General features: G+C 72.4%; 24 protein-coding genes. 15 read left to right on the plus strand and 9 right to left on the minus strand.

The window, feature by feature from the left end:
* Window positions 1-187 precede the first annotated feature (187 nt).
* Window positions 188-1,219 carry a glycosyltransferase family 2 protein gene (locus AB0D01_RS22710; protein WP_363057980.1) on the plus strand — a complete coding sequence of 344 codons (1,032 nt, stop codon included), beginning with the start codon at window positions 188-190 and terminating at the stop codon, window positions 1,217-1,219.
* A complete protein-coding gene (locus tag AB0D01_RS22715) occupies window positions 1,216-2,574 on the plus strand; it encodes a polysialyltransferase family glycosyltransferase (RefSeq protein WP_363057982.1) in 1,359 nt (452 codons plus the stop codon). The genes AB0D01_RS22710 and AB0D01_RS22715 overlap by 4 nt, the downstream gene beginning before the upstream one ends.
* On the opposite strand, the gene leuE is transcribed toward AB0D01_RS22715, so the two are convergent.
* Window positions 2,567-3,217, minus strand: a complete 651-nt coding sequence (leuE, locus tag AB0D01_RS22720; RefSeq protein WP_363057984.1) for a leucine efflux protein LeuE — start codon at window positions 3,215-3,217, stop codon at window positions 2,567-2,569. The two genes, AB0D01_RS22715 and leuE, sit on opposite strands and share 8 nt — an antisense overlap.
* Window positions 3,218-3,516: 299 nt before the next feature.
* On the opposite strand from leuE, the gene AB0D01_RS22725 reads away from it, so the two are divergent.
* On the plus strand, window positions 3,517-4,398 hold the full coding sequence (locus AB0D01_RS22725; protein WP_363057986.1) for a L,D-transpeptidase family protein: 882 nt from the start codon (window positions 3,517-3,519) through the stop codon (window positions 4,396-4,398).
* 238 nt (window positions 4,399-4,636) lie between these two features.
* Here AB0D01_RS22725 and AB0D01_RS22730 read toward each other — a convergent pair whose 3' ends face one another.
* Both AB0D01_RS22730 and AB0D01_RS22735 read right to left on the minus strand, forming a co-directional pair.
* Window positions 4,637-5,653, minus strand: a complete 1,017-nt coding sequence (locus AB0D01_RS22730; protein WP_363057988.1) for a hypothetical protein — start codon at window positions 5,651-5,653, stop codon at window positions 4,637-4,639.
* Window positions 5,653-6,384, minus strand: coding sequence for an RNA polymerase sigma factor (locus AB0D01_RS22735; protein WP_363058168.1), 732 nt, complete (start codon window positions 6,382-6,384; stop codon window positions 5,653-5,655). The genes AB0D01_RS22730 and AB0D01_RS22735 overlap by 1 nt, the downstream gene beginning before the upstream one ends.
* A 370-nt stretch (window positions 6,385-6,754) precedes the next feature.
* Here AB0D01_RS22735 and AB0D01_RS22740 point away from each other — a divergent pair, with 370 nt between their 5' ends.
* The 10 genes from AB0D01_RS22740 (at window position 6,755) to AB0D01_RS22785 (ending at window position 14,508) form a co-directional block, all read left to right on the plus strand.
* A complete protein-coding gene (locus tag AB0D01_RS22740) occupies window positions 6,755-7,336 on the plus strand; it encodes a 2-oxo-4-hydroxy-4-carboxy-5-ureidoimidazoline decarboxylase (protein WP_363058170.1) in 582 nt (193 codons plus the stop codon).
* 152 nt (window positions 7,337-7,488) lie between these two features.
* Entirely contained in the window at window positions 7,489-7,869 is a 381-nt protein-coding gene (sdhC, locus tag AB0D01_RS22745; protein WP_360872662.1) for a succinate dehydrogenase, cytochrome b556 subunit, read from the plus strand.
* A gap of 5 nt (window positions 7,870-7,874) precedes the next feature.
* Window positions 7,875-8,357 carry a succinate dehydrogenase hydrophobic membrane anchor subunit gene (locus AB0D01_RS22750; RefSeq protein ID WP_363057990.1) on the plus strand — a complete coding sequence of 161 codons (483 nt, stop codon included), beginning with the start codon at window positions 7,875-7,877 and terminating at the stop codon, window positions 8,355-8,357.
* A 23-nt stretch (window positions 8,358-8,380) separates the two neighbouring features.
* Window positions 8,381-10,135, plus strand: a complete 1,755-nt coding sequence (sdhA, locus tag AB0D01_RS22755) for a succinate dehydrogenase flavoprotein subunit (protein ID WP_363057992.1) — start codon at window positions 8,381-8,383, stop codon at window positions 10,133-10,135.
* On the plus strand, window positions 10,135-10,893 hold the full coding sequence (locus tag AB0D01_RS22760) for a succinate dehydrogenase iron-sulfur subunit (RefSeq protein ID WP_363057996.1): 759 nt from the start codon (window positions 10,135-10,137) through the stop codon (window positions 10,891-10,893). Before sdhA ends, AB0D01_RS22760 begins: the two co-directional genes overlap by 1 nt.
* Before the next feature lie 152 nt (window positions 10,894-11,045).
* Complete coding sequence (locus AB0D01_RS22765) at window positions 11,046-11,585, plus strand: hypothetical protein (protein ID WP_363057998.1); 540 nt, start codon at window positions 11,046-11,048, stop codon at window positions 11,583-11,585.
* Window positions 11,586-11,690: 105 nt separating this feature from the next.
* Complete coding sequence (locus tag AB0D01_RS22770; protein WP_363058000.1) at window positions 11,691-12,800, plus strand: protein kinase family protein; 1,110 nt, start codon at window positions 11,691-11,693, stop codon at window positions 12,798-12,800.
* A 104-nt stretch (window positions 12,801-12,904) separates the two neighbouring features.
* On the plus strand, window positions 12,905-13,309 hold the full coding sequence (locus tag AB0D01_RS22775) for a hypothetical protein (protein ID WP_363058002.1): 405 nt from the start codon (window positions 12,905-12,907) through the stop codon (window positions 13,307-13,309).
* Window positions 13,310-13,312: 3 nt separating this feature from the next.
* A complete protein-coding gene (locus tag AB0D01_RS22780) occupies window positions 13,313-13,747 on the plus strand; it encodes a DCC1-like thiol-disulfide oxidoreductase family protein (RefSeq protein WP_363058004.1) in 435 nt (144 codons plus the stop codon).
* 11 nt (window positions 13,748-13,758) lie between these two features.
* Window positions 13,759-14,508, plus strand: coding sequence for a TetR family transcriptional regulator (locus AB0D01_RS22785; protein WP_363058006.1), 750 nt, complete (start codon window positions 13,759-13,761; stop codon window positions 14,506-14,508).
* Window positions 14,509-14,575: 67 nt separating this feature from the next.
* Here the strand turns inward: AB0D01_RS22785 and AB0D01_RS22790 are convergent, their stop codons facing one another.
* Window positions 14,576-14,929 (minus strand): hypothetical protein, encoded by a 354-nt coding sequence (locus tag AB0D01_RS22790; RefSeq protein ID WP_363058172.1) that lies wholly within the window; start codon window positions 14,927-14,929, stop codon window positions 14,576-14,578.
* A 249-nt stretch (window positions 14,930-15,178) separates the two neighbouring features.
* The gene (locus AB0D01_RS22795; protein WP_363058008.1) at window positions 15,179-16,432 is read right to left on the minus strand and encodes an MFS transporter; all 1,254 of its coding nucleotides are present in this window, start codon (window positions 16,430-16,432) and stop codon (window positions 15,179-15,181) included.
* Window positions 16,433-16,541: 109 nt separating this feature from the next.
* Here AB0D01_RS22795 and AB0D01_RS22800 point away from each other — a divergent pair, with 109 nt between their 5' ends.
* Entirely contained in the window at window positions 16,542-17,159 is a 618-nt protein-coding gene (locus tag AB0D01_RS22800) for a MarR family transcriptional regulator (protein ID WP_363058010.1), read from the plus strand.
* On the opposite strand, the gene AB0D01_RS22805 is transcribed toward AB0D01_RS22800, so the two are convergent.
* The 3 genes from AB0D01_RS22805 to AB0D01_RS22815 all read right to left on the minus strand — a co-directional run bounded on the left by AB0D01_RS22805 (window position 17,146) and on the right by AB0D01_RS22815 (window position 20,541).
* Entirely contained in the window at window positions 17,146-18,702 is a 1,557-nt protein-coding gene (locus AB0D01_RS22805) for an ABC transporter substrate-binding protein (RefSeq protein WP_363058012.1), read from the minus strand. The two genes, AB0D01_RS22800 and AB0D01_RS22805, sit on opposite strands and share 14 nt — an antisense overlap.
* A 121-nt stretch (window positions 18,703-18,823) precedes the next feature.
* A complete protein-coding gene (locus AB0D01_RS22810) occupies window positions 18,824-20,299 on the minus strand; it encodes a metallophosphoesterase (protein ID WP_363058014.1) in 1,476 nt (491 codons plus the stop codon).
* Window positions 20,296-20,541 (minus strand): hypothetical protein, encoded by a 246-nt coding sequence (locus AB0D01_RS22815; RefSeq protein ID WP_363058016.1) that lies wholly within the window; start codon window positions 20,539-20,541, stop codon window positions 20,296-20,298. Before AB0D01_RS22815 ends, AB0D01_RS22810 begins: the two co-directional genes overlap by 4 nt.
* A gap of 121 nt (window positions 20,542-20,662) precedes the next feature.
* Between AB0D01_RS22815 and AB0D01_RS22820 the strand changes: the two genes are divergently transcribed.
* Window positions 20,663-21,907: a D-alanyl-D-alanine carboxypeptidase gene (locus AB0D01_RS22820; protein WP_363058018.1), complete on the plus strand. Its 1,245-nt coding sequence runs from the start codon at window positions 20,663-20,665 to the stop codon at window positions 21,905-21,907.
* Between the two features lie 20 nt (window positions 21,908-21,927).
* Here the strand turns inward: AB0D01_RS22820 and AB0D01_RS22825 are convergent, their stop codons facing one another.
* Complete coding sequence (locus tag AB0D01_RS22825) at window positions 21,928-22,926, minus strand: YihY/virulence factor BrkB family protein (RefSeq protein WP_363058020.1); 999 nt, start codon at window positions 22,924-22,926, stop codon at window positions 21,928-21,930.
* Window positions 22,927-23,011 lie beyond the last annotated feature (85 nt).

Below are 23,011 nucleotides of genomic sequence, written 5' to 3' on the forward strand. Positions count from 1 at the left end.
GGCGCTGACACCCGGCAGAAGCTATTCCGCATTTCCGCTGTTCGGCCCAACGACCGCACAACGGTGGGTTAACAACCCGTCGACGAAATGCGAAAGCGCACGGGTTAACGCGCCCGCCCCGTTTCGTTCACATGGAATCCGCGTCCGGGCCACGCCGAACGGTGAACCGCGCCCTAATCTCTCGCGGGTGCCCAAGCTCTCTGTCGTCGTGCCGTTCTACAACGTGCAGACATACGCACCGGAAGCCCTGAAGGCGCTCGAAGTCAACGCCCGGGACGATTTCGAGTTCCTGCTCGTCGACGACCGTTCCACGGACGGGACGCCCGAGCTGCTGGAGCGGGCCGCCCGCTCGCTGCCGGGGGCGGTGTTCCTCAGACGGGACCGCAACGGCGGCCTGGCCACCGCCCGCAACACCGGACTGGACGCGGCGCGCGGGGAGTACATCGCCTTCCTGGACGGCGACGACTGGCTGGCGCCGGGTCACCTCGCCCGCACGCTGGCCGCCATCGAGGCTCTGAACTGCGATTTCGTCCGGACGGACCATGTGCGGGTGACGGGTCGGAACCGGAGCGTGCAGCGCGTTCCGTACGGTCCGCAGGGGGTGGTGGGCGATCCGCGCGCGGGCATCCTGCCGGCCTCGCGGGCGACGGCGGTGGACTATCCGTACGCCTGGGCCGGGATGTACCACCGGCGGCTGCTGGACCGCGGGTTGCTGCACTTCACCGACGGGTTGCGGACGGCGGAGGACCGGCCGTGGATCTGGCGGCTGCACCGGGAGGCCGACTCCTTCGCGGCGGTCGGCACGGCGGGGGTGTTCTACCGGCGCGGAATTTCCACCTCGCTCACGCAGGTCGGGGACGAGCGGCAGCTCGATTTCATCCGCGCATTCGATCAGGTATTGGCGGACACCGAACGGGATCGGGAATCCGAACTCCTGCTCCCCAAAGCCGTCCGAACATATTGTGCGATCATCGCGCATCACATCGGATCCATCGAAAGGTTCGAACCGGCCGTGGCGAAGAAACTCCGGGCCATGGCCTCCGACGCACTCGCGCGGATGCCCCGGTCGGTCCTGGACGGGGCCCTGGACTCGATGGACGTCGAACGGTCCGCCGTGCTGCGCCGGCTGCGCCGCCGCACCCCCGCCCGCCCCGGCCGCGCCGCCCGGACCCCGGACGCCCCCGGCCGGACCCCCGACGCCCCGGGGGCCGCCGCGTGACCCGCACCGGGCCCGGCGCCCGCGTCACCCAGGTCTTCCTCGCCTCGACCCTCTACGGGACGGCCACCCTCGCCGCCTGCGTCGACGCGGGCGCCTTCCCCGCGGCCGCCCGCCGGATCCTGCTGACGAGCAACCACTCCCCCGCCCCCGAGGTCACCCCGGGGATCGAGACCATGCCCGGCTTCGCCTCCCTGCGCACCCGCTTCGACGAGGTCCTCGACTGGAACGCAGTGCTCGCCCCGCAGCACCCGAGCACCTGGGCCCCCCGCCCGGAGGACGTCCCGCTGTGGGAGCGGCAGCTGCGCGCCCTGTGGTCGCTGGGCGAGGACCGCGTCGAGCTGGTGGTGGAGTCCCTCCAGGTGCCCCCGGCGCAGAGCCTGGCCCGGCTCTTCCCGGGAGCCGCGATCGACGTCTACGCCGACGGGCTCATGTCCTACGGCCCCACCCGCTTCCGCCTCGACCCGCAGATCGGCGCGCGCGTGCGCCGCGTCCTGCACCCGGACCTGGTGCCGGGGCTGCGACCGCTGCTGCTGACGGAGTTCGGCGTCCGCGCGGAAGCGGTCCCCTCCCCGGCCCTCGCGAAGGTGCTGGCGGAGCTGGCCGACCTGCCCGACCCGGTGGGCGCCGGCGCGTACGCGCCCCGCGCCGACGAACCGCCCGCCCTGCTGCTGGGCCAGTACCTGTCGGCGCTGGAGCTGATGTCGCCGGCGGAGGAGGAGGAACTGCACGTCGCGATGGTGCGCGGCGCGGTCGGGCGGGGCCACCGGGAACTGGTCTTCAAACCGCACCCGAACGCCCCCGCCGCCCACTGCCGGCGCGCACGCGCCGAGGCCGAGCGGCTCGGGGCCCGCCTGACGGTGCTCGACGCCCCGGTCCTGGCCGAGACGCTGTACCTCCGGCTGAACCCCGCGCTGGTCGTCGGCTGCTTCTCGACCGGCCTGCTGACCGCGCGGGCGCTGTACGGGATCCCCGTGGCGCGGACCGGGACGGGGACGATACTGGCCCGCCTGACCCCGTACCAGAACAGCAACCGGATCCCGCTGACGCTGGTGGACGCCCTGGTACCGGACCTGGTCGGGGCGGCGGAGCACCGCCCGCCCGCCGACCTGCCGGGCCTCGTCGGCGCGGTCGGCTTCAGCATGCAGCCCCGCGTCCTCGCCGAGCACCGCGCGCGGACGGAGGCCTACCTGGCCGGCGGCCCGGACGCGGACACCCGGCGCTACTTCACGCGGCGCCGGCTCACCGCGCTGGGCCTGCCGGGCGGGCTCCCCGCCCGGTTGGCGTTCCTGCCCCGCAGCCCCGCCGTGCGGCGCGCCGCGCACCGGCTGCGGCGGGGGTTGCGCCGGGTCAGCTGACGGCGAGCTTGGCGGCGAAGCCGAGGAAGATGACGCCCGCCGCCGAGGTGGCCCCCGCCGAGAGCCGCTTGCGGCGGCGGAAGGCGGCGGACAACCGGGTGCCGGCGAATATCAGCGTGGACAGGTAGAGGAAGCTGACGAGCTGGGAGACGGCGCCCAGGAGCAGGAAGGACACGGCCGGGTAGGCGTAGTCCGGGTCCACGAACTGCACGAAGAAGGACAGCAGGAAGAGGATGGCCTTCGGGTTGAGCAGGCTCACCACCAGCGCCCGCCGGTAGGGCCGCTCGGCGGCGCCCGCGGGCTCCCCCTGCGGCGCCGCGTCCTCGTGCCGCGTGCCGCGGTCGCGCCACATGCCCCAGGCGGCCCGCAGCATGCCGACGGCGAGCCAGCCGAGGTAGCCGGCGCCGAGGACCTTGACGACGGTGAACAGCAGCGGACTGGTCGTCAACAGCGCGCCCGCGCCGACCGCCGCCAGCACCATCAGCACCGTGTCGCCGGTGAACACCCCGGCCGCGGCCTTGTAGCCCTCGCGGACCCCGCGCCGGGAGGCGACGGAGAGCACGTAGAGGGAGTTCGGCCCCGGCAGCAGCACGATGAGCACCACGGCGGCGAGGTACGTCGGAAGGTCAGTGACACCCAGCATGAGCAGGAGTGTCCCACAGGGTTGCACCTGTCAGCCCCGTGATTTTCGTCCCAGCCGCCGGGCGCGGCCCGGCGGCCCGCGAACCGGTGCGCCGGGCATTCCGCTTACCGGCCTCGCCGGCACCCGCCGCGGGTCGGGGCGCGGCTCGGGTCGCGTGCCCCGAGCGCCCCGCAGGACCGGTACGACCGTCCCCGCGACGGCCGCTGGTCACAATGGCGCAACATCCCGGAACTGTCCGCAACTGTCGGCGCCCGTCAGGCATCACCTAGATACACGACGTGAAAACGGGGGGTAACGCGATGCAGCGCCAGACAGTCATGATCCGTACGCTCGGCCTGGCGACGGCCGTCGCGCTCGCCGCGACCGCCGCGACCGGCTGCGGTCCGCAGAACCCGAACGCCGGCGCGACGACGTCCACGTCGCCGTCCGCCGGCGGTTCGCCGTCCGCCCCCGGCTCCGCTTCCCCCTCCTCGGACGACAAGCCGGGCGGCTCCTCGCCCTCCCCGTCCTCGTCCGCGGCCTCCCCGGGCGCCTCGGCCTCCCCCGGCGTCAAGCCGATCATGGCCAACGGCGACGAGAGCGACCAGATCCGCGAACTCCAGGCCCGGCTGCGCCAGCTGAAGCTGGTGTCCACCGCGCCCACGGGCTTCTACGGATCGAAGACCACGGCGGCGGTGAAGACCTTCCAGTCGCAGCACGGACTGGGCGCGACCGGCGCGGTGGACCAGGCCACCTGGGAGAAGGTGCGCTCCGTCAGCAAGCAGCCGACGGAGGAGGAGCTGCGTCCGCCGACCACCAACGAGGTGGACGCCCCGGACCCGCGCTGCATGCAGGGTCGGGTCATGTGCATCAGCAAGGAGAGCCGCACCCTCGCCTGGATGATCGACGGCAAGGTCGTCTCGACGATGGACGTGCGCTTCGGCTCCGAGAACACGCCGACCCGCGAGGGCGAGTTCAAGGTGGAGTGGAAGGCCCGCGAGTGGAGGTCGACGATCTACCACACCGACATGCCGTACTCGATGTTCTTCAGTCACGGCCAGGCCGTGCACTACTCCTCGGACTTCGCGGCCCGGGGCTACGCCGGTGCCTCGCACGGCTGCGTGAACGTCCGCGACCGCGGGAAGCTGGCGACCCTGTTCGACCAGGTCCAGGTGAACGACAAGGTCGTCGTCTACTGGTGAGCCGCGCCGGGCTCGGAATCGGGTTCGGACCCGGGATGGGGTCGCAAGATTGAGGGCGCGGGCAGGGCCGGGGGAACGTGCCCCGCCCGCGCCGGGTGCGCAGAGCCCAGGGGTACGGGGGGAACCCCGGCTCATGCGCGGCCGATGACCAGTCGGCTCAATATGTACTGCGCCGCGGCTTCGAAAAGTGTTACTGCCCTCGTACGGGAGTGTTTCCCGGACCGCGCCCGGGGCGCCGTCAGCGGCTGCGGAAGCCGAGCGAACCGCCCGGCTTCTGCGGCGGCGGGCTGACGACGGCGCTGCCCTGGTCGGCGGAGCCGCCCTTGGGCGGGTTGCCGCGGGGGCCGCCGTCCATGGCCGTCTCGCAGAAGCGGGACACCTTCGCCAGGGTTCCGGCCAGCTTGACCAGCCGCTCGCGGCGCTCCCCGCTGATGTTGCCCGTCTTGTACTCGCGGCACAGGTCGACCGGCTTGGCCGCCTGGCCGTCCCGGTCGCGGCTCTTGTCCTCGGTGAGGGAGTTGCGGTCGGGCGTGGGCTCGTGGCCCCCGTCCGGGGCGACGGTGGCGGCGCCGGAGGTGATCGGCGTCCAGGGCGTTGCGGGAGTGGTCCCGGGCGTCGAACGGCTCTCCTCCGGGCCCGGCGCGCGCGAGAACCCCGGCGCCGCGGACGGCGGGAGGTGGTCGCCGTCGAACCGGGGCGTGGGCCGCAGTTGGGGGACGAGGGTGGGGACGGCGCTGTCGCCGGCGGGCGCCGGGTCCGTGTCGGAGCTGACGGACACCGCCGGGGCGGGGCCCGCGGTGTGGTGGGAGTCCCGGTCGAACAGGCCCGTGCCCGCGACGGCGGCGATCCCTCCGACCGCGACCCCGGCGAGGGCCGCGGCCAGCCCGAAGCGGACGGGCGCGCCGGCGCGCCGCTGCGCGGGGATCCGTACGGGGGGTATCGGCGCCAGGTCGACCAGGGGTTCGTCCGCCACGGCGACCGGCGCGGCCCGGCGTGCGGCGGGGCGGTCCGCGGCGGGCACGGAGTTCCGGGCGGCCGCGGCGGCCCGGAACGCGGCGACGGCGGCGGCCTCGCCCGGCAGTTCGGTGGTCCCGGCGGATCGGGGCGGGGTCAGGGCGTCCAGGGCGGCGCGCAGCCGCGCGGCCTCGGCCCGGGCGACGCGATCGGCGTCGGCTCCGACCGGGCCGGCCGGCTCTCCGCGCAGCAGTCGGTCCGCCGCGGCGGCGTCCAGCCACCCCTTGTGCTCGTCGGCCATCACATGTCCTTCTGCGTCCGCCAACGTGAATGCGTCACACCGGTTCGTTCCACGAGCTCGGCGGCCCGCGCGCGCTGCGCCGGTACCGCGTCGAGGTCGCCCTCCCACGCCTGGCCCCCGGCATTATGGCCGACCCCCGCGCGGGGTTCCGCTTCGTTTTCCCGCCGGCCCGCGGCGCCGGCCCCGTCGGCCAGCAGCTCGGCGAGCTTCTTCAGGCCGCGGTGCGCGGCGGTGCGCACGGCGCCGGGGCGCTTGCCGAGGGTCTCGGCGGCGCTCTTGGCGTCCAGGCCGACGACCACCCGCAGGACGACGGCCTCGGCCTGGTCCTGGGGGAGCTGGGCTATGAGGGCCATGGTGTCGCCCGTGGAAAGGGCCTCCATGGCCTCGCCCGCCGTGTCGCTGTCGGCGGCGCGGCCCGTCAGTTCGGTCTCGTCGCCGCCGATGGCGGGACGGCGTCCGCGCATGCGGATGTGGTCGAGGGCCCGGTTGCGGGCGATGCGGGCGGCCCAGCCGCGGAAGCGGTCGGCGTCGCCGGTGAAGGAGTCGAGGTCGCGGGCGATCTGCAGCCAGGCCTCGGAGGTCACGTCCTCGGCGTCGCCGTCACCGACGAGCGTGCGTACGTATCCGAGCAGGCGCGGGTGCACGGCGCGGTACACAGTCCGAAACGCGCTCTCGTCGCCGTCCTGTGCCGCGAGCACCGCGGCGGTCAGCTCCGCGTCGTCCCCCAGCAAAGTCCCCAACCCGTTCAACGTCCTGTACGTGTGGCGCAAATCCGCACGTTACGGCTTTCACGTACCTCTCGTCCACGAGTTGTACAACCAGCAACCAACCCTGCGCGGAGCGAGGTGTGACACAAAACGCACCCGCGGCGCTGACAGGGATACGGGCTTGTCGCACGAGCCCGTGTCGGATGGCGACCGGGGCCTCTCCTGTGGGGGGTGGCGGCCTCGGTCGTCCTCCCCTTCCTCCGGACGACCCGCATGACGCGTCGTTCATCCTTTCGGCTCACTTCCGGGTGAAATCCTCACACGGGTACGCCACACCCTCTCCGTGCTCGCTAGCGTGGCGGTACACCCCCGTCCCGCCCCGAGGAGACCTCCGCTGTCCAGCCAGCTTCCGGCGCAGGTCCGCGGCCCCGGCTCCGCCCCGGGTTCGGGGCTGGCGCGTCTGAACTCCCTGCCGCACGAGAGCGCCCGGGCCGCCCTGCTGCACTGCTGCGGCAGCCGCCGGTGGGCGCACCGGATGGCCGCCCACCGCCCCTACCCCGACGTGGCCGCGCTGCTGGCGGGGGCCGACGAGGCGGCGTACGACCTCTCGCAGGGCGATCTGACCGAGGCCCTGGCCGGGGAGTCCTCGGCGGAACTGGGGCGCGGCGCCCCCTACGCCGCGCTGCTGGCCCTCGACGCGGCGCGGGCGGAGTACGAGCGGACCTTCGGGCACGCCTTCGTGATCTGCCTGGACGGGCACCCGCCGGAGGAGCGGGTGGACCAGCTGCTGGCCGCGATCCGCCGCAGGATGGCTCACGAGGTGGACGAGGAACGCTCGATCGCCGCCGACGAACTGCGGCTCGTGGCGCGATCCCGACTGGTCCGTTTGCTCGACACCCTGGCCGGTACGGCCGGGGAGGGGCCCGACGATGGGCTGTCTGCGGCCGATTTCGGGCTATTCGCCCCTGTGGGATAGCCCGTCCGTGCCTGTTTGATCACACCGAAGGACCCCGCGCGAGGGAACCGACAAAGCGTCGCTACGATGTCCGGGGCCGGTGGACCGTACCCGGCCGGGCCCGACCGACAAAGAAGCCGGCTGGCCCCCGCCCCGCTTCCGGAGGGTTTTCCGTGCCGGCTGGAACGTTGTACCGCGGCCGGGAAGGAATGTGGTCCTGGGTGGCTCATCGAGTCACCGGCGTCCTCATTTTCTTCTTCCTGTTCGTACACGTCCTCGACACCGCTCTCGTCCGCGTCTCCCCCGAGGCGTACGACGATGTCGTGGCTACCTACAAGACTCCGATCGTCGCGCTGCTGGAGTACGGCCTCGTCGCCGCAATCCTCTTCCACGCGCTCAACGGTCTCCGTGTCATCGCTGTGGACTTCTGGTCCAAGGGCCCGCGCTACCAGAAGCAGATGCTCTGGACCGTCGTGGGCATCTGGGTCGTGCTGATGGTCGGGGCCCTGTACCCCGTGCTCGGCCACGCAGCCGCTGAACTGTTCGGGAAGTGACGCGCATGTCCTCTGACACTTCTTCCGCCAAGACGATCGGCGACGTAGAGGGCGTGTCCCTCTACGACGTCGACAACCCGGCGCCGTACATCGAGGCCCCGCGCAAGCGCACGGGCAAGACCCCGCGCTCGACCCGCGGCAACTTCGAGATGGTCGCGTGGCTCTTCATGCGCCTCTCGGGCATCGTGCTCGTCGTCCTCGTCATCGGCCACCTGGTGATCCAGCTGGTGCTGGACGGCGGCGTCTCCAAGATCGGCTTCGCCTTCGTGGCCGGCCGCTGGGCGTCCCCGTTCTGGCAGGTCTGGGACCTGCTGATGCTGTGGCTGGCCATGCTGCACGGCGCCAACGGTCTGCGTACCGTCATCAACGACTACGCGGAGCGCGCCAACACGCGGCTGTGGCTGAAGGGCCTGCTCTACACCGCCACGGTGTTCACCATCCTTCTGGGCACGCTGGTGATTTTCACCTTCGACCCGAACATCCGCTAGGCAACGGGGCTGAGGCGAATCCCATGAAGATCCACAAGTACGACACCGTCATCGTCGGCGCCGGTGGCGCGGGCATGCGCGCCGCCATCGAGGCGACGAAGCGCAGCCGCACCGCCGTGCTGACGAAGCTCTACCCCACCCGCTCCCACACGGGCGCCGCGCAGGGCGGCATGGCCGCCGCGCTGGCCAACGTGGAGGACGACAACTGGGAGTGGCACACCTTCGACACGGTCAAGGGCGGTGACTACCTGGTCGACCAGGACGCCGCCGAGATCCTGGCGAAGGAGGCCATCGACGCGGTCCTCGACCTCGAGAAGATGGGCCTGCCGTTCAACCGCACCCCGGACGGCACCATCGACCAGCGCCGCTTCGGCGGTCACTCCCGCAACCACGGCGAGGCGCCGGTCCGCCGGTCCTGCTACGCCGCGGACCGCACCGGTCACATGATCCTCCAGACGCTGTACCAGAACTGCGTCAAGGAGGGCGTGGAGTTCTTCAACGAGTTCTACGTCCTCGACCAGCTCATCGTCGAAGAGGACGGCGTCAAGAAGTCGGCCGGTGTGGTCGCGTACGAGCTCGCCACGGGCGAGATCCACGTGTTCCAGGCGAAGGCCGTCATCTACGCCTCCGGCGGCACCGGCAAGTTCTTCAAGGTGACCTCCAACGCGCACACCCTCACGGGTGACGGCCAGGCGGCCTGCTACCGCCGCGGCCTGCCGCTGGAGGACATGGAGTTCTTCCAGTTCCACCCGACGGGCATCTGGCGCATGGGCATCCTGCTGACGGAGGGCGCCCGCGGTGAGGGCGGCATCCTCCGCAACAAGGACGGCGAGCGCTTCATGGAGAAGTACGCGCCGGTCATGAAGGACCTCGCGTCCCGTGACGTCGTCTCGCGCTCCATCTACACCGAGATCCGTGAGGGCCGCGGCTGCGGTCCCGCCGGTGACCACGTGTACCTGGACCTGACGCACCTGCCGCCGGAGCAGCTCGACGCGAAGCTCCCGGACATCACCGAGTTCGCGCGCACCTACCTGGGTATCGAGCCCTACACGGACCCGATCCCGATCCAGCCCACCGCGCACTACGCCATGGGCGGCATCCCGACCAACGTCGAGGGTGAGGTCCTGTCGGACAACACCACCGTCGTCCCCGGCCTGTACGCGGCCGGCGAGGTCGCGTGCGTGTCGGTGCACGGCGCCAACCGCCTGGGCACCAACTCGCTGCTGGACATCAACGTCTTCGGCAAGCGTTCGGGCATCGCGGCGGCCAAGTACTCGGCCGAGAACGACTACGTCGAGCTGCCGGAGAACCCGGCGCAGCTCGTGGTCGACCTCGTCGAGCGCCTGCGCAACTCCACGGGCACCGAGCGGGTCGCCGACCTGCGCCTGGAGCTCCAGGAGACGATGGACGCGAACGTCATGGTGTTCCGTACGGAGCAGACCATCAAGACCGCGGTCGAGAAGATCGCGGAGCTGCGCGAGCGGTACGAGAACGTGTCCGTCCAGGACAAGGGCAAGCGCTTCAACACGGACCTGCTGGAGGCCATCGAGCTGGGCAACCTGCTCGACCTGGCCGAGGTCATGGCCGTGTCCGCGCTCGCGCGCAAGGAGTCCCGCGGTGGTCACTACCGCGAGGACTACCCGAACCGCGACGACGTCAACTTCATGCGCCACACCATGGCGTACCGCGAGGTCGGCGCCGACGGCAAGGACTCCGTCCGCCTGGACTACAAGCCCGTCGTCGTCACCCGCTACCAGCCGATGGAGCGTAAGTACTGATGGCCACACCCACCCTGGACAAGATGGAGGCGGCCGCCGCCGCCTCGCCGTTCATCACGGTCACGTTCCGGATCCGCCGCTTCAACCCCGAGGTCTCCGACCAGGCCGAGTGGCAGGACTTCCAGGTCGAGATCGACCCGAAGGAGCGCGTGCTCGACGGTCTCCACAAGATCAAGTGGGACCTCGACGGCACGCTGACCTTCCGTCGCTCGTGCGCGCACGGCATCTGCGGCTCCGACGCGATGCGGATCAACGGCAAGAACAGGCTCGCCTGCAAGACGCTGATCAAGGACATCAACCCGGAGAAGCCGATCACGGTCGAGGCCATCAAGGGCCTGACGGTCCTGAAGGACCTGGTCGTGGACATGGAGCCGTTCTTCCAGGCGTACCGGGACGTCATGCCGTTCCTGGTCACCACGGGCAACGAGCCGACGCGCGAGCGCCGGCAGTCCGCCGAGGACCGCGAGCGCTTCGACGACACCACCAAGTGCATCCTGTGCGCCGCGTGCACGTCCTCGTGCCCGGTGTTCTGGAACGACGGCCAGTACTTCGGCCCGGCGGCGATCGTCAACGCGCACCGCTTCATCTTCGACTCGCGTGACGAGGCGGGCGAGCAGCGCCTGGAGATCCTGAACGACAAGGACGGCGTGTGGCGTTGCCGCACGACCTTCAACTGCACCGACGCGTGCCCGCGTGGCATCGAGGTCACGAAGGCCATCCAGGAAGTCAAGCGGGCCCTGATCACCCGCCGCTTCTGATCCGCGGTACGTACGCGCACGAGGGCCCCCGCCCCGGACTCGCTCCGGGGCGGGGGCCCTCGCCGCGTCTGGCCCGAAGGGCCCGCCGGGGGGTGGGGATCGGCGGGGCGATCGCCCGGTCGCGGGTCGGGGGGCTGTGCAAGGATCAGGGCATGAGCGAGCAGCAGCCGAACCCGTACTCGGACCACTCGGGCGACTACAAGTGGGGGCCCGGCAATCCCGGTTACGGCTACCCGCAGCCCTACGGGGACCTGCCGGCGAACCAGCAGCCGACGTTGGGCGCCGGGATGCCCGCACCCGGTTTCGGTGCGGGCCCCGTCGCGGGCGGATACGGCGCGGCGGGATTCGGCGCGGGGGGCTTCGCGTTGGGCGACATCACCGTCGCCGGCGACCAGATCATCACCCCCTCGGGGACGATGCCGCTCAAGGGCGCCATGTGGAACGCCGTCGACTTCTCGCGGACCGAGGAGAAGATCCCGACCCACGCGATCGTCCTGGCCATCGTCTTCGCGCTGGCCTGCCTGCTGGGCCTGCTCTTCCTCCTGATGAAGGAGAAGGTCACCACCGGGTTCATCCAGGTCACCGTCTCCAGCGGGGGCCGGCACCACGCGACGATGATCCCGGCGGCGGACGCCTACACGATGCAGTGGGTGATGGGTCAGCTCAGCTACGCGCGCTCGCTGAGCGTCTGAGCCGCCCGCCCGGCGTCGCCGGAAGCGGACGGCCCCTCGTGCCTTGATCGGGAACCGCCGGAAAACGACGTCGGTATGGCCGGTACCGATGGGTAGTGTCCGCGCATGCACAGCGATGAACGCCTCGCGGCCCACGGAGCCGTCGCGACCGCCCTGTCCCTGCTCAGCGACCACCGCCTGGGTGCGATGGTCTCGGCCGCGGCCCCGCTCGGGGCGGGGGTCGGCGGCCGTTCGGCGGAGCTGGACGTGGGCGGGACGCGGGTGTTCGTGAAGCGGGTGCCGGTGACGGACGCGGAGCTGCTGCCGCGCCGGCTGCGTTCGACGGAGAACCTCTTCGGGCTGCCGCTGTTCTACCAGTACGGGATCGGCTCGGCCGGGTTCGGTGCGTGGCGGGAGCTGGCCGCGCACGTCATGACCACGCACTGGGTGCTCGGCGGCGCCCACCGCGGCTTCCCGCTCATGTACCACTGGCGGCTGCTGCCGGACTCCCCTCCCGAGCACTTCGCGGACGCCTTCGGCGGGATAGACGGGGCCGTCGCGCACTGGGAGGGTTCCGACGCGGTGCGCCGCCGGCTGGAGGCGATCGGGCGGGCCTCGCACAGCCTCGTGCTGTTCCTGGAGTACGTCCCGCACCGGCTGTCCGACTGGCTGGCGGGTCGCCGCGATCCGGTGGCGGAACTGCCCTGGGTGGCCGAGGCGCTCGCGCGGACGGCGGAGTTCACGCGCTCGCGCGGCCTGGTGCACTTCGACGCGCACTTCCACAACGTGCTCACCGACGGGCGGATGCTCTACCTCGCCGACTTCGGGCTGGCCTGCGCCGAGGCCTTCGACCTGTCCCCCGAGGAGCGCCGCTTCCTGACGGCGCACCTGGGCTACGACGGCGCGTACTCGGCCGCGCACCTGCTGCGCCACCACCTGTCGTCGCGGGACCGGGCCGGCCTGGAGCACGAGGAGTTGCTACGGGGCTGGGTGGCGGGGCGACGTCCGGCCGGCGGGTTGCGGCCCGAGGTGGCGGCGCTGTTGGACCGGCGCGCGGGGACCTCGGCCGTGCTGGACGAGTTCCACCGGCGGCTGACGGAGGAGACGAAGCGGACCCCCTACCCGGCGGAGGCGCTGGCCCGGCACGAACACGACCCCGAGCACGGGGAGACGTACGGGCACGAGGAGACGTACGGGGCGGAAGGGACGTACGGGTACGGGTACGGGCAGCCGTAGGGGACCGGGCCCGGAACCGCCCCGCCCATTCGCTTGAACCTGTTCAAAAAGAGGTCTAGAGTCAACGACGTCAGCAGTTGAACACGTTCAAAGGGGCTGGGGCAATGGACCTCACCGTGGTCGCGTACGTCATCTACCTGTTCATCAGCATCGGCCTGACCATCTGGGTGGCCCGCACGCTGAGCCGCAACGGCCGCGTCTTCATCGGGGACGTCCTCCAGGGCAACGAGAAGCTCGCGGACGCGGTGAACCACCTCCTGGTCGTCGGCTTCTACCTCGTCAACATCGGCTTCGTGACCCTCTACCTGCGCTCGGCCGACACGATCCTCGAAGCCCGCGACCTCTTCGAGGCCCTCTCGGTCAAGCTCGGCGTCGTCCTGCTGGTCCTCGGCTTCATGCACCTGGGCAACGTGTGGGTGCTGAACCGGATGCGCCGGCGCGGGATCCAGGAGCGGCAGCACACCCCGCCGGTCGCCCCCCAGGGGTGGACCGCGCAGGCCGGGGTCTGAACCGTGGCCCGCGCGACGGGGACCACGGGGACCGTCCGGCACCTGACCGTCCTCTACGACGCCGACTGCCCGGTGTGCGTCCACATCCGGCACTGGCTGCTCGGCCAGCGGTGGCTCGTACCGCTGCGGCTGGTGCCGGCGGGCTCCTTCGAGGCGCGGCGGCGCTTCCCCCTCCTGGACCACGCGGCGACGCTGCGCGAGATCACCGTGATCGGGGACGAAGGACAGTTCTGGACCGGCACGGACGCCTTCGTGGTGTGCCTGTGGGCCCTGGCCGAGCACCGCCAGAAGGCCAACTGGCTGGCCACCCCGACCGGTCGGCCCTTCGCCCGGGCGGCCATGCACACGGCGGCGGCGGTGCGCCACGCGGTGCGCACCGAGCCCGGGGCGCAGCCGCAGGACCCGGCCTGTGACGACCGGTGCGCCGCGCCCCGATAAGGTCGGACACCGTGACAGAGCAGAAGGCACCCAAGAGCGAACAGACCCGGACGCTCATCCTCGAAACCGCGCTCCGGCTCTTCCAGGAGCGCGGCTTCGACAAGACGACCATGCGGGGCATCGCCAAGGAGGCGGGGGTCTCGGTCGGGAACGCGTACTACTACTTCGAGTCGAAGGAACACCTCGTCCAGGGGTTCTACGACCGGATCGGCGCGGCCCACCAGGCGGCGGTCCGGCCGATCCTGGACAACGAGACGGACCTCCAGAAGCGGCTCGCCGGCGTCCTGACGAGCTGGATGGACATCGCGGCGCCGTACCACGAGTTCGCCTCGCAGTTCTTCAAGAACGCGGCGGACCCGGAGAGCCCGCTCAGCCCGTTCTCCCCGGAGTCGGAGCCGGCCCGCAACGCCGCCATCGACATCCACCGCGAGGTGCTGCGCGGGGCGAAGACCAAGGTGCCGGCCGAACTGGCCGACGTATTGCCGGAGCTGATGTGGCTCTCGCAGATGGGCCTGGTCCTCTACTGGGTCTTCGACCGGTCCCCCGACAGCGAGAAGACCCGGCGCCTCGCCGAGCGCGGCGCGCAGTTGACCACGCGGGGCATCATCCTGGCCCGCTTCCGGGTGCTGCGGCCGCTGGTGCGGGAAGTGCACGAACTGTTCGCGGACTTCCTGCCGGGCATGGCCCAGACGGCGGTCTCGCGCGGGAAGCGGGCCTCCGACCCGGACGCGGGCCCGGAGGAAGGGCCCGAGGTCGGCTAGGACGCGCACCGCGACCGGGAGCGGGACGAGGGGCGGCGCCCGGGGAGGCGTCGTCCCGCTGCGGGGCTCAGGTCGTCCGGGGGGCGCCGCTCTCGTGGTGCAGGCCCGTGCACAGCGCCCACACGATGAAGAGGTTCACGGCGACCAGCACCGTGGCCCACACGGGGTAGTACGGGATCCACAGGAAGTTGGCGAGCGCTCCCAGGCCCGCGACGAACACGCCGAAGAAGCGCGCCCACAGGGCTCCGGTGGCGAGCACGGCGCAGCCCGCGCCGATGAGCACGATGCCCAGGATGACGTGGACCCAGCCCCAGCCGGCGAGGCTGAACTCGAACACGTAGTGCCGCGTCGTGACGAACAGCTCGTCCCGGGCGACGGCCGCGATCCCTTCGAGGAGCGCCATGGCCCCACCGAAGATCATGAGTGCCGCCGCGAGGACGGTGGTCCCGGACGTGTGCGCGTGCCAGGGGTGCGGGCCCGCGTCGGTCGTTCGGGGTCGGCCGGATTCACTGGCCATGTCGGCCTCCTTGCTCGACAGGGCCGTCCGGCCGGTTGAGCGCCGGACCTGCCCGATCCCCCGTCTCAGCGTGGCACGGCGGCACCGCCTCGGCATGCGGAAGGCCGGGGGCGCCGTACGGGGCGCCCCCGGTGGTGTGCGGTGGGTCCGGGGTCAGCCGAGGACCAGCAGGGTGGCGAGGGCGGGTCCGAAGGCGCCGCCGAGCTGGTAGCAGAGGGTGAACAGCCCGATGGCGCTGGGCCGTCCGGCCTCGTCGGTCGCGGCGGCCACCGCCTGGGTGGACAGGATCGCGTTGGCTCCGGTGGCGGTGAAGACGCCCGCCGCGAGGGCGGCCAGCAACAGGCCCCCGCTCGCGAGGAGGCCGGCCAGGGCGGCGAGGACGCCGACGGCGAGCAGGACGGTACGGGCGGCCGTGCGGCCCATGCGGGCGGAGGCGGCGGCGAGCGGCCAGGACAGGGCGGAGCCGGCGAGCAGGGCGAGGAGCTGGCCGGTCCCGATGCCGGCGGCCTCCCAGCCGGCGCGGTCGGCGAGCAGCCGGGGCACCGAGAAGAGCAGGGTGAAGTAGGAGGTCGACAGGAGCAGGGCGAGGAGCGCCGGGACGACGAAGGCGGGGCGGCGCAGCAGGTCGGCGGGGACGAAGCCGTCGGGCCGGCGCCGGACGTGCGCGGTGAGCAGCGCGGCGGCGACGAGGGCGGCGGCGAGGGCGGCGTAGGGGGCGGTCGGCAGCAGGACGAGGGCGGTGGCCAGCCCCGTCAGCAGGACGGCGCCGCGACCGTCGAAGCGGCCGGGGGCGGGCGGGGCGGCGGTGTCGGCGCGGCGCAGGACGACGGGGACGGCCAGGAGGGCCAGGGCCGACAGGGCGAGGGCGGGCCGCCAGGAGACGGCGTCCGTCAGGGTGCGGCCGAGGAGGGGTCCGCAGGCGCCGAGGACGCCGAAGCCTGCGCTGATGACGCCCATGCGGCGGGCGGTGCCGGCGAGGCTGATCGCGGCGGCCACCAGCCCGGCCCCGCCCGCGGCCTGGGCGCAGCGGCCGAGGAGGGTCAGCGGCAGCCACGGGGAGGCGGCGACCAGTACGGTCCCGAGGAGGACGAGGGCGGCCGACAGCCGGAGCAGGGCCGCGAGGCCGCGGCGGCGCAGGAGCCCGGCGAGCAGCGGGGTGCCGACGGCGGTGGCCCAGCCGAAGGCGGTGAGGAGGCGGGCGGCGCCCGCGGCGTCGACGCCGAGCGAGGCGGCCATGTCGGGGAGGATCAGCACCGGCGCGTTGGCCCCGGCGGCGAGGGGGGTGGCCAGCAGGGCGAGCCACAGGACGGGGACGGGGCCCCGGGCGGCGGTGGTCCCGCCGGCGATCCGGTCGCCCTCCCCCGGGCTCCGCCTCTTCTCGCGCCGCTCCGCTGCGGTGACGGACATGGTCGACCACTCCCCCTCGATCTCTCAACCTTGAGCATCTCAACGTTGAGATAAAAACAGACCCACTACCTCAACGTCAAGTCTCTTAACGTTGAGGTAATCTGAGGGCATGGAGAACGGCACGCACGACGGCACGACCACGGGTACGGACGCGACCACGGACACGGCTGCGGACACGACCATGGGCGCGGGAAGGGGCACGGACGCGGGGAAGGACACCGTGTACGGGATCGTCGACCAGTGGCAGACGGAGCGCCCGGACCTCGCGGAGGCCTTCTGGCCCGTCGAGGTGGTGGCCCGGATCCAGCGGATGGCGAACATCGTCGACCGCGGGCTCAAGACCTTCCTGGCCGGACACGGCCTGGAGGTCGGCGAGTTCGACCTGCTGGCCGGCCTGCGCCGCTCGGGCCCCCCGTACGCGCTGACGGCCGGCGCCCTGATCCCGGCGGCCATGGTGACCTCCGGCGCCATCACCAACCGGATCGACCGGCTCGTCGCCAAGGGGCTGGTCGAGCGCGTGCGCGACGAGGTCGACCGCCGCTCGGTGCGCATCCGCCTGACCGCCTCGGGGCTCGCGCTGACCGAGACGCTGATCGCCGAGCACCTGCGCAACTACGCCGAGCTGCTGGCCCCCCTGGACCGCGCGACCTCGCACGGGCTCGGCGAGGCCCTGCGCACCCTCCTGGTGGCCCAGGGGGACACCGCGCAGCCGCCTACATCCAGTTGAGGTCCCACAGGCGCCACACGCCCGTGCCGTCGGCGAGGTACTGGGTGCCGGTCACGCTCTCGCGGGACAGCACGTAGTCCTTCTTCTGCCAGATCGGCACGATGGGGACGTGCTGGGAGACCAGGCGCTGGAGCTCGCGGAAGTCGCCCGCCGCCGCGGCCCGGTCGGAGTGGGCCTGCGTACGGGTGATCAACTCGTCGACCAGCCGGTCGGAGAAGCCGTTGTTCATGCTGGAGTCGGCGCCGACCAGCGGCGCCATGAAGTTGTCGGCGTCCGGGAAGTCGGCGATCCAACCGATCGTGTAGGCGTCGAACTCCCCGGCGGCGTAGGCCTTCTGGAAGTCCTCCCACGCCTCGACCGGCTTGATCCGCACCTGGAACAGGCCCGTCGCCTCCAGCTGCCGCTTGATCTCCTCCGCCTCCGGGAGGTTCGTGCCGCGGACGTTGACCCCGAGGTTGATCGGGACCGGGGCCACGACGCCGGCGGCGCCCAGGAGCCGCTTGGCCGTCGCCCCGTTGGGCGAGGGGTAGGCGTCGAAGAAGGGCGTGCCGTGCGAGGCGATGCCCGCCGGGACCAGGGAGTACAGCGGGGTGACCGTGCCCTTGTAGACCTCCCCCGAGATCTTCGAGCGGTCCAGTACGGCCGCCACCGCCTGGCGGACGGCCGGCTTCGCCGCGGCGGAGCCCGGCCGGACGTTGAAGACGAGGTTGCGGGTCTCCGTACCGCCGGCGACCTGGTAGCGGGTGTCCTCCAGCCCCGGGTGCAGGCCCGCGAGCACCTGGGGCGGCATGTCCCGGTGGGCCACCTCGACCTCGTGGTCCCGCCAGGCCCGGTCGAGCTGCGCCGGGTCCTTGAAGTAGCGGACCGAAACCCGCGCCTTGGCGGCGCCGCCCTGCCCCTTGTAGGCGGGGTTCGGCTTCAGCTCGGCGCGCGCGCCGGCCCGGTACTCGCCGAGGACGTACGGACCCGAGCCGTCGACGCGCGCCTCCGTGCGCAGGGCCGCGGCGGGGTACTTCTCCTTGTCGACGATCGACGCCGCACCCGTGGCGATCTTGAACGGGAAGGTGGCGTCGTGGGTGGAGAGGTTGAAGGTGACCGTGCGCCCCTCGGCCGCGACCGACTGGAGGGTGTTGAACAGCGGGGCCGGGCCCTGGTCGGAGTTGATCCGCTTGATGCGGTCGAAGGAGAACTTCACGTCCTCGGCCGTGACCGCGCGCCCGCCGGCGAAGGTGAGGTCGGGGCGCAGCTCGCACCGGTAGGTGGTCAGCTTCTGCCCGACGAACCTGCACGAGGTGGCGGCGTCCGGTGCCGGCGTGTCGGACCCGGGCTTGATCGTCAGCAGCGACTGGTAGACGTTGCCGAACAGGGCCCAGGAACCGGCGTCGTAGGCGCCCGCCGGGTCCAGGGCGGAGACCACGTCCGTGGTGCCGACGCGGATCGCGCCCCGCCGGTCCTCGTCGGCGGGCAGCAGCTGCCAGCCCCCGACGCCGGCGACCCCGAGGAGCAGCACCGCCGCGATGACCTTCGAGCGGACAGACCGCATCCCCTGACCCCCACCCTCATGACCGGAAGCATCCGATAATCGGAGTCCCCACTCCGACTATCGGTCACCCCATCACAGAATTCCGGCCACGGGAAGGGTCGTTATGCGCGCTTGACTCCGTTCAGGCCTGGTACGAGGCGAGTTCGACGACGGTGATGTCGGACGGCGCGCCGACCCGGACCGGAGGGCCCCAGGCGCCCGCGCCCCGGGACACGTAGAGCTGGGTGTCGCCGTACCGCTCCAGGCCGGCGACGGTGGGGTTGGCCAGCTCGGCGAGGTATTCGCCGGGCCAGAGCTGCCCGCCGTGGGTGTGTCCGGAGAGCTGGAGGTCCACCCCGTGCCGGACGGCCTCGTCGATCACGATCGGCTGGTGCGCGAGGAGCACCGAGGCCCGGGAGCGGTCGCGGTCGCCGAGCGCGGCCTGGAAGTCGGGGCCGTGGCCCTCGGACTCGCCCTGGACGTCGTTGACGCCGGCGAGGTCGAAGTGGGGCAGCGCGCGACGGGCGTTCTCCAGCGGGACCAGGCCCAGCTCGCGCACGTGGTCGACCCACTGCGCGGCGCCGGAGAAGTACTCGTGGTTGCCGGTGACGAAGTAGCTGCCGTGACGGGCCGACAGCCGGCGCAGGGGCTCGGCGGCGGGCCCGAGGTCGGCCACGTCGCCGTCGACGAGGTCGCCGACGATGGCGATCAGGTCGGGCTGGGTGCCGTTGATCGTGGAGACGATCCGCTCGGCGTGCGCGCGGCCGAGGACGGGCCCGAGGTGGATGTCGCTGACCACGGCGATGCGGAAGCCGTGGGCCGCCCGGGGCAGCCGGTTCAGGGGTACGGAGACGCGCTTGACGCGGGGCCCCCGGAGCACGCCGTGGGTGCCGTTCGCGACGGTCGCCCCGGCGGCCAGTGCCGCCGCGCCGCCGACGGCCCGCGCGACGAACACGCGCCGGGTGACCCCGCCGGGCCGGACGATCCCGCCGCCGGCGGCGTCGGGTGCCCGGTCGCCCGGGTCGGGCCGGTCCTCGGCCGTGGCGACGGCCGCGCCGGGCAGCGGGCCCTCGGCGTCACCGGACCCGGCGGGTTCGCCCGGGGCGGTGGAGTCGGCCGGGGCGCCGGGGACCGGCGGGGCGGGGGCGGCCTGTGCGGCGGCCGGCGGGGCGGTGACGACGGGGGCCTGCGCGGCGGCCGTGCCCGTGTCGATGCCCGCCCCCGTGTCGGCGCTCGTGCCCGTGTCGGTGCCCGTGCCCGCCGCCTGCCGCGCCCCGGAGTCGGCCTCGGTCGGCGCGGGGGCCAGGCGGCGCAGCAGGACGTACCGCACCGGCTCCGCCACGAGCATCGCCAGCGTCAGGTACAGGAGCACCGCGAGCCACATGTACCCCGGCCAGGCCACGAGCCGTTCCAGCCAGAACGGCGCCCCGGCCCGCCCCGCGGTCAGGGCCGCGACCGCGAACAGCGGCAGCGCGAACGCCAGGACGGTGCCCGCGCGCCGCGCGGGGCCGCCGGGCCGGGTCGTGTCGCGGACCAGTCGGATCCACAGCCACCGGTGGACAGACACCAACAGCGCGAGCACCGCCAGAACGGCACCGATCGCCACGAACACGGTCATCGTGATTCCCGTCGCAGGGCCAACACGCCACGCAACCCGATCACACCGACGGCCGTCCCCAGGAGAAAGGACGTCACGGCGAGGAGAAGGTGGACCCAGAAGTAGGTGGTGGGATCGCCGGCCGTGTCGAATGCGAGACCGCTGCCGTTCTTCCACAGGTTCCGGACGAAGGTCACCCAGATGAGCCAGCTCCACACCCCGAAGGCGAGCAGGAACCAGGAGACGGAGCGACTGAGTTTCATGTCCCCAGTATCGGTTTCGTACCCAGGACGGACGCGCCGGGGTGGGCCGTACCGGCGGTGGTTGACCACGGTTGGCCGGTCCACGACGCCGGACAGTCGATCGGGATGTAATTTCACCTGCGTGTCCGCTAAGAAGACCGCGCTGACGGTCCTTTCCGCCGCGCTGCTGGTCCCCTCGATGCTCGCGGTGCCCGCGCACGCCGCCCCGGTGGACGGCAAGGGCCGCGCGCGCAAGGCGCCCGCGCCGCCCGTGTCGATGTCCACCGTCGGCGGCACCGCCCTCGGGCAGCCCGGCACGCAGGTGAACCTGCTGCCCGGTGCCCCGGCCCTGCCCACGAACCTGACCGGCCGGTCCTGGATCGTGGCGGACGCCGAGTCCGGGGAGGTACTGGCGGCGTACAACTCGCACTGGCGGCTGCCGCCCGCCTCGACGATGAAGATGCTCTTCGCCGACACGGTGCTGCCGAGCCTGCCCAAGGACCGGGTGCACAGGGTCACCGACGCGGAGCTGGAGGGCGTGGGCCCCGGCAGCAGTCTCGTGGGGGTGAAGGAGGACCACGAGTACACCGTCCACGACCTGTGGCTGGGGGTCTTCCTGAAGTCCGGCAACGACGCCGTGCACGTCCTTTCGGCCATGAACGGCGGCATCGACAAGACCGTCAAGGACATGCAGGCGCACGCCGAGGAGCTCCAGGCCCTGGACACCCACGTGGTGTCCCCCGACGGCTACGACGCGCCCGAGCAGGTCTCCAGCGCCTACGACCTCACCCTCATCGCCCGCTCCGGACTCCAGAAGCAGGACTTCCGCGAGTACTGCGGGACGGCGACCGCGATGTTCCCGGGGCTCCAGGAGCCGGGCAAACCGCGCGAGGCCTTCGAGATCCAGAACAGCAACCGGCTGATGACCGGCGCCGGCGGCATCAGCCCGTACAAGGGCATCGCCGGGGTGAAGAACGGCAACACCACCATGGCCGGCGCCACCTTCACCGGCGCGGCCCAGCAGGGCGAGCGGAAGCTGCTGGTGACCGTGATGAACCCGGACTCGGGCGGGGCGAACTCGGTCTACGAGGAGACCGCCGCGCTCCTGGACTGGGGCTTCGCGGCCGCCGGGAAGGTCCGGCCGGTGGGCGAGCTGGTCCCGCCCAAGAGCGCGGACACCACCTCGCACGGCTCCCCCGCCCAGTCCCACGAGGACGACTCCTCCGCGAGCGGCGGGCCGGCCGGCGGCGGCGGACTCGGCACCGCGATGGGCATCGCCGGCGGGGCCCTGGCCGTACTGGCGGGCGGCGCCTTCGTCGTCAACCGGCGGTGGCCGCGCGGCCGACGCGGCCCGGGCGCCCCCGGCGGCGGCCCGGAAACCTCCTAGGTCGTGACCGACGACAGACCCTAGACGCCGCCCCGCGGCCCGGGGTCGGGCCGCGGCTGCGGGGCCGGTCCGGAGTCCGGCCGCGGCTCCGGGGCCGCCGCCCCGGCCGCCGCGGCGTCGTCGGCGGCCTCGTCGGTCGCCCCGGCCTCCGCGTCGTCGTCCGCGCCCTCGTCGTCCCGGGTGGCCGTCCACGCGGCGCAGAACAGCAGCAGCTTCGCGGTGAAGTTGATCCACAGCAGCAGGGCGATCGGCACGCCGAACGCCCCGTACATGCTCTTGCCCGCAACCTCCCTCATGTAGCCGCTGAGCAGCAGCTTCAGCAGCTCGAAGCCCGCGGCCCCGATCAGCGCCGCCTGGATGAGGCGACCGCGCGGGGGCTCGACCCCGGGCAGCAGGCTGAGGACGTAGAGGAGCAGCAGGAAGGCGGCGGCGACCCCGACGAGGAAGGCCCCGGCCCGCAGCACGACCCCGCCCGCGCCCTCGCGCGGAATGCCGAGGAGCTCGCCGAACCGGCCGACGGCGCTGGAGCCGATGATCGACGCGGCGGCCGAGCCGAGGCCCGCGCCGCCGAGGCCGAGCAGGACGAGGGTGTCCTTGCCCTTGCGGACGATCGGGTTGCCCTCGTCCTCGTCGTCCTTGTCCCACACGGCACGCAGGCAGTCGCGCATCGATCCGACCCAGCCGATGCCGGTGAACAGCAGGACGGCGCCGGCGACGAGGCCGATGGTGGCGGCGTTCGCGACGAGGCCGTCGAGGTCGAGCTGTTCGGAGATGCCCGGGACCTGCTCGGCGAGGTTCTTCTGGAGCTTGGCGAGCTGGTCCGGGCTGAGCAGCGCCGCTCCGACGGCGGCGGCGACGGTGATCAGCGGGAAGAGGGCGAGGAAGCTGATGAAGGTGATCGCGGCCGCCAGCCGGGTCCAGTGGACCCGGTCGAGGCGCTGGTAGGACCGCCACGGGTGGGTCCGCATGCCGGCGGTCACCAGCGGTCCGACGACCGGGAGTTTCTTCAGCCAGTCCATGGGGTCACCGTAATTGAGCCGTTGGAAATAGCCGGGATTGTGGCTTTTGGGCACTACGGTCGTCGATTGTGACTTTTCGCCCGAC

The organism is Streptomyces sp. NPDC048606, from assembly GCF_040650855.1.
Classification (GTDB): domain Bacteria; phylum Actinomycetota; class Actinomycetes; order Streptomycetales; family Streptomycetaceae; genus Streptomyces.

Excerpts from the sequence above, each read along its gene's own strand:
- leuE (WP_363057984.1), bottom strand. The coding sequence starts at position 3,217 with ATGCTGGGTGTCACTGACCTTCCGACGTACCTCGCCGCCGTGGTGCTC.
- AB0D01_RS22725 (WP_363057986.1), top strand. The coding sequence starts at position 3,517 with ATGCAGCGCCAGACAGTCATGATCCGTACGCTCGGCCTGGCGACGGCC.
- AB0D01_RS22730 (WP_363057988.1), bottom strand. The coding sequence starts at position 5,653 with ATGGCCGACGAGCACAAGGGGTGGCTGGACGCCGCCGCGGCGGACCGA.
- AB0D01_RS22750 (WP_363057990.1), top strand. The coding sequence starts at position 7,875 with ATGTCCTCTGACACTTCTTCCGCCAAGACGATCGGCGACGTAGAGGGC.
- sdhA (WP_363057992.1), top strand. The coding sequence starts at position 8,381 with ATGAAGATCCACAAGTACGACACCGTCATCGTCGGCGCCGGTGGCGCG.
- AB0D01_RS22760 (WP_363057996.1), top strand. The coding sequence starts at position 10,135 with ATGGCCACACCCACCCTGGACAAGATGGAGGCGGCCGCCGCCGCCTCG.
- AB0D01_RS22765 (WP_363057998.1), top strand. The coding sequence starts at position 11,046 with ATGAGCGAGCAGCAGCCGAACCCGTACTCGGACCACTCGGGCGACTAC.
- AB0D01_RS22770 (WP_363058000.1), top strand. The coding sequence starts at position 11,691 with ATGCACAGCGATGAACGCCTCGCGGCCCACGGAGCCGTCGCGACCGCC.
- AB0D01_RS22775 (WP_363058002.1), top strand. The coding sequence starts at position 12,905 with ATGGACCTCACCGTGGTCGCGTACGTCATCTACCTGTTCATCAGCATC.
- AB0D01_RS22790 (WP_363058172.1), bottom strand. The coding sequence starts at position 14,929 with ATGATCTTCGGTGGGGCCATGGCGCTCCTCGAAGGGATCGCGGCCGTC.
- AB0D01_RS22795 (WP_363058008.1), bottom strand. The coding sequence starts at position 16,432 with ATGTCCGTCACCGCAGCGGAGCGGCGCGAGAAGAGGCGGAGCCCGGGG.
- AB0D01_RS22800 (WP_363058010.1), top strand. The coding sequence starts at position 16,542 with ATGGAGAACGGCACGCACGACGGCACGACCACGGGTACGGACGCGACC.
- AB0D01_RS22805 (WP_363058012.1), bottom strand. The coding sequence starts at position 18,702 with ATGCGGTCTGTCCGCTCGAAGGTCATCGCGGCGGTGCTGCTCCTCGGG.
- AB0D01_RS22810 (WP_363058014.1), bottom strand. The coding sequence starts at position 20,299 with ATGACCGTGTTCGTGGCGATCGGTGCCGTTCTGGCGGTGCTCGCGCTG.
- AB0D01_RS22815 (WP_363058016.1), bottom strand. The coding sequence starts at position 20,541 with ATGAAACTCAGTCGCTCCGTCTCCTGGTTCCTGCTCGCCTTCGGGGTG.
- AB0D01_RS22825 (WP_363058020.1), bottom strand. The coding sequence starts at position 22,926 with ATGGACTGGCTGAAGAAACTCCCGGTCGTCGGACCGCTGGTGACCGCC.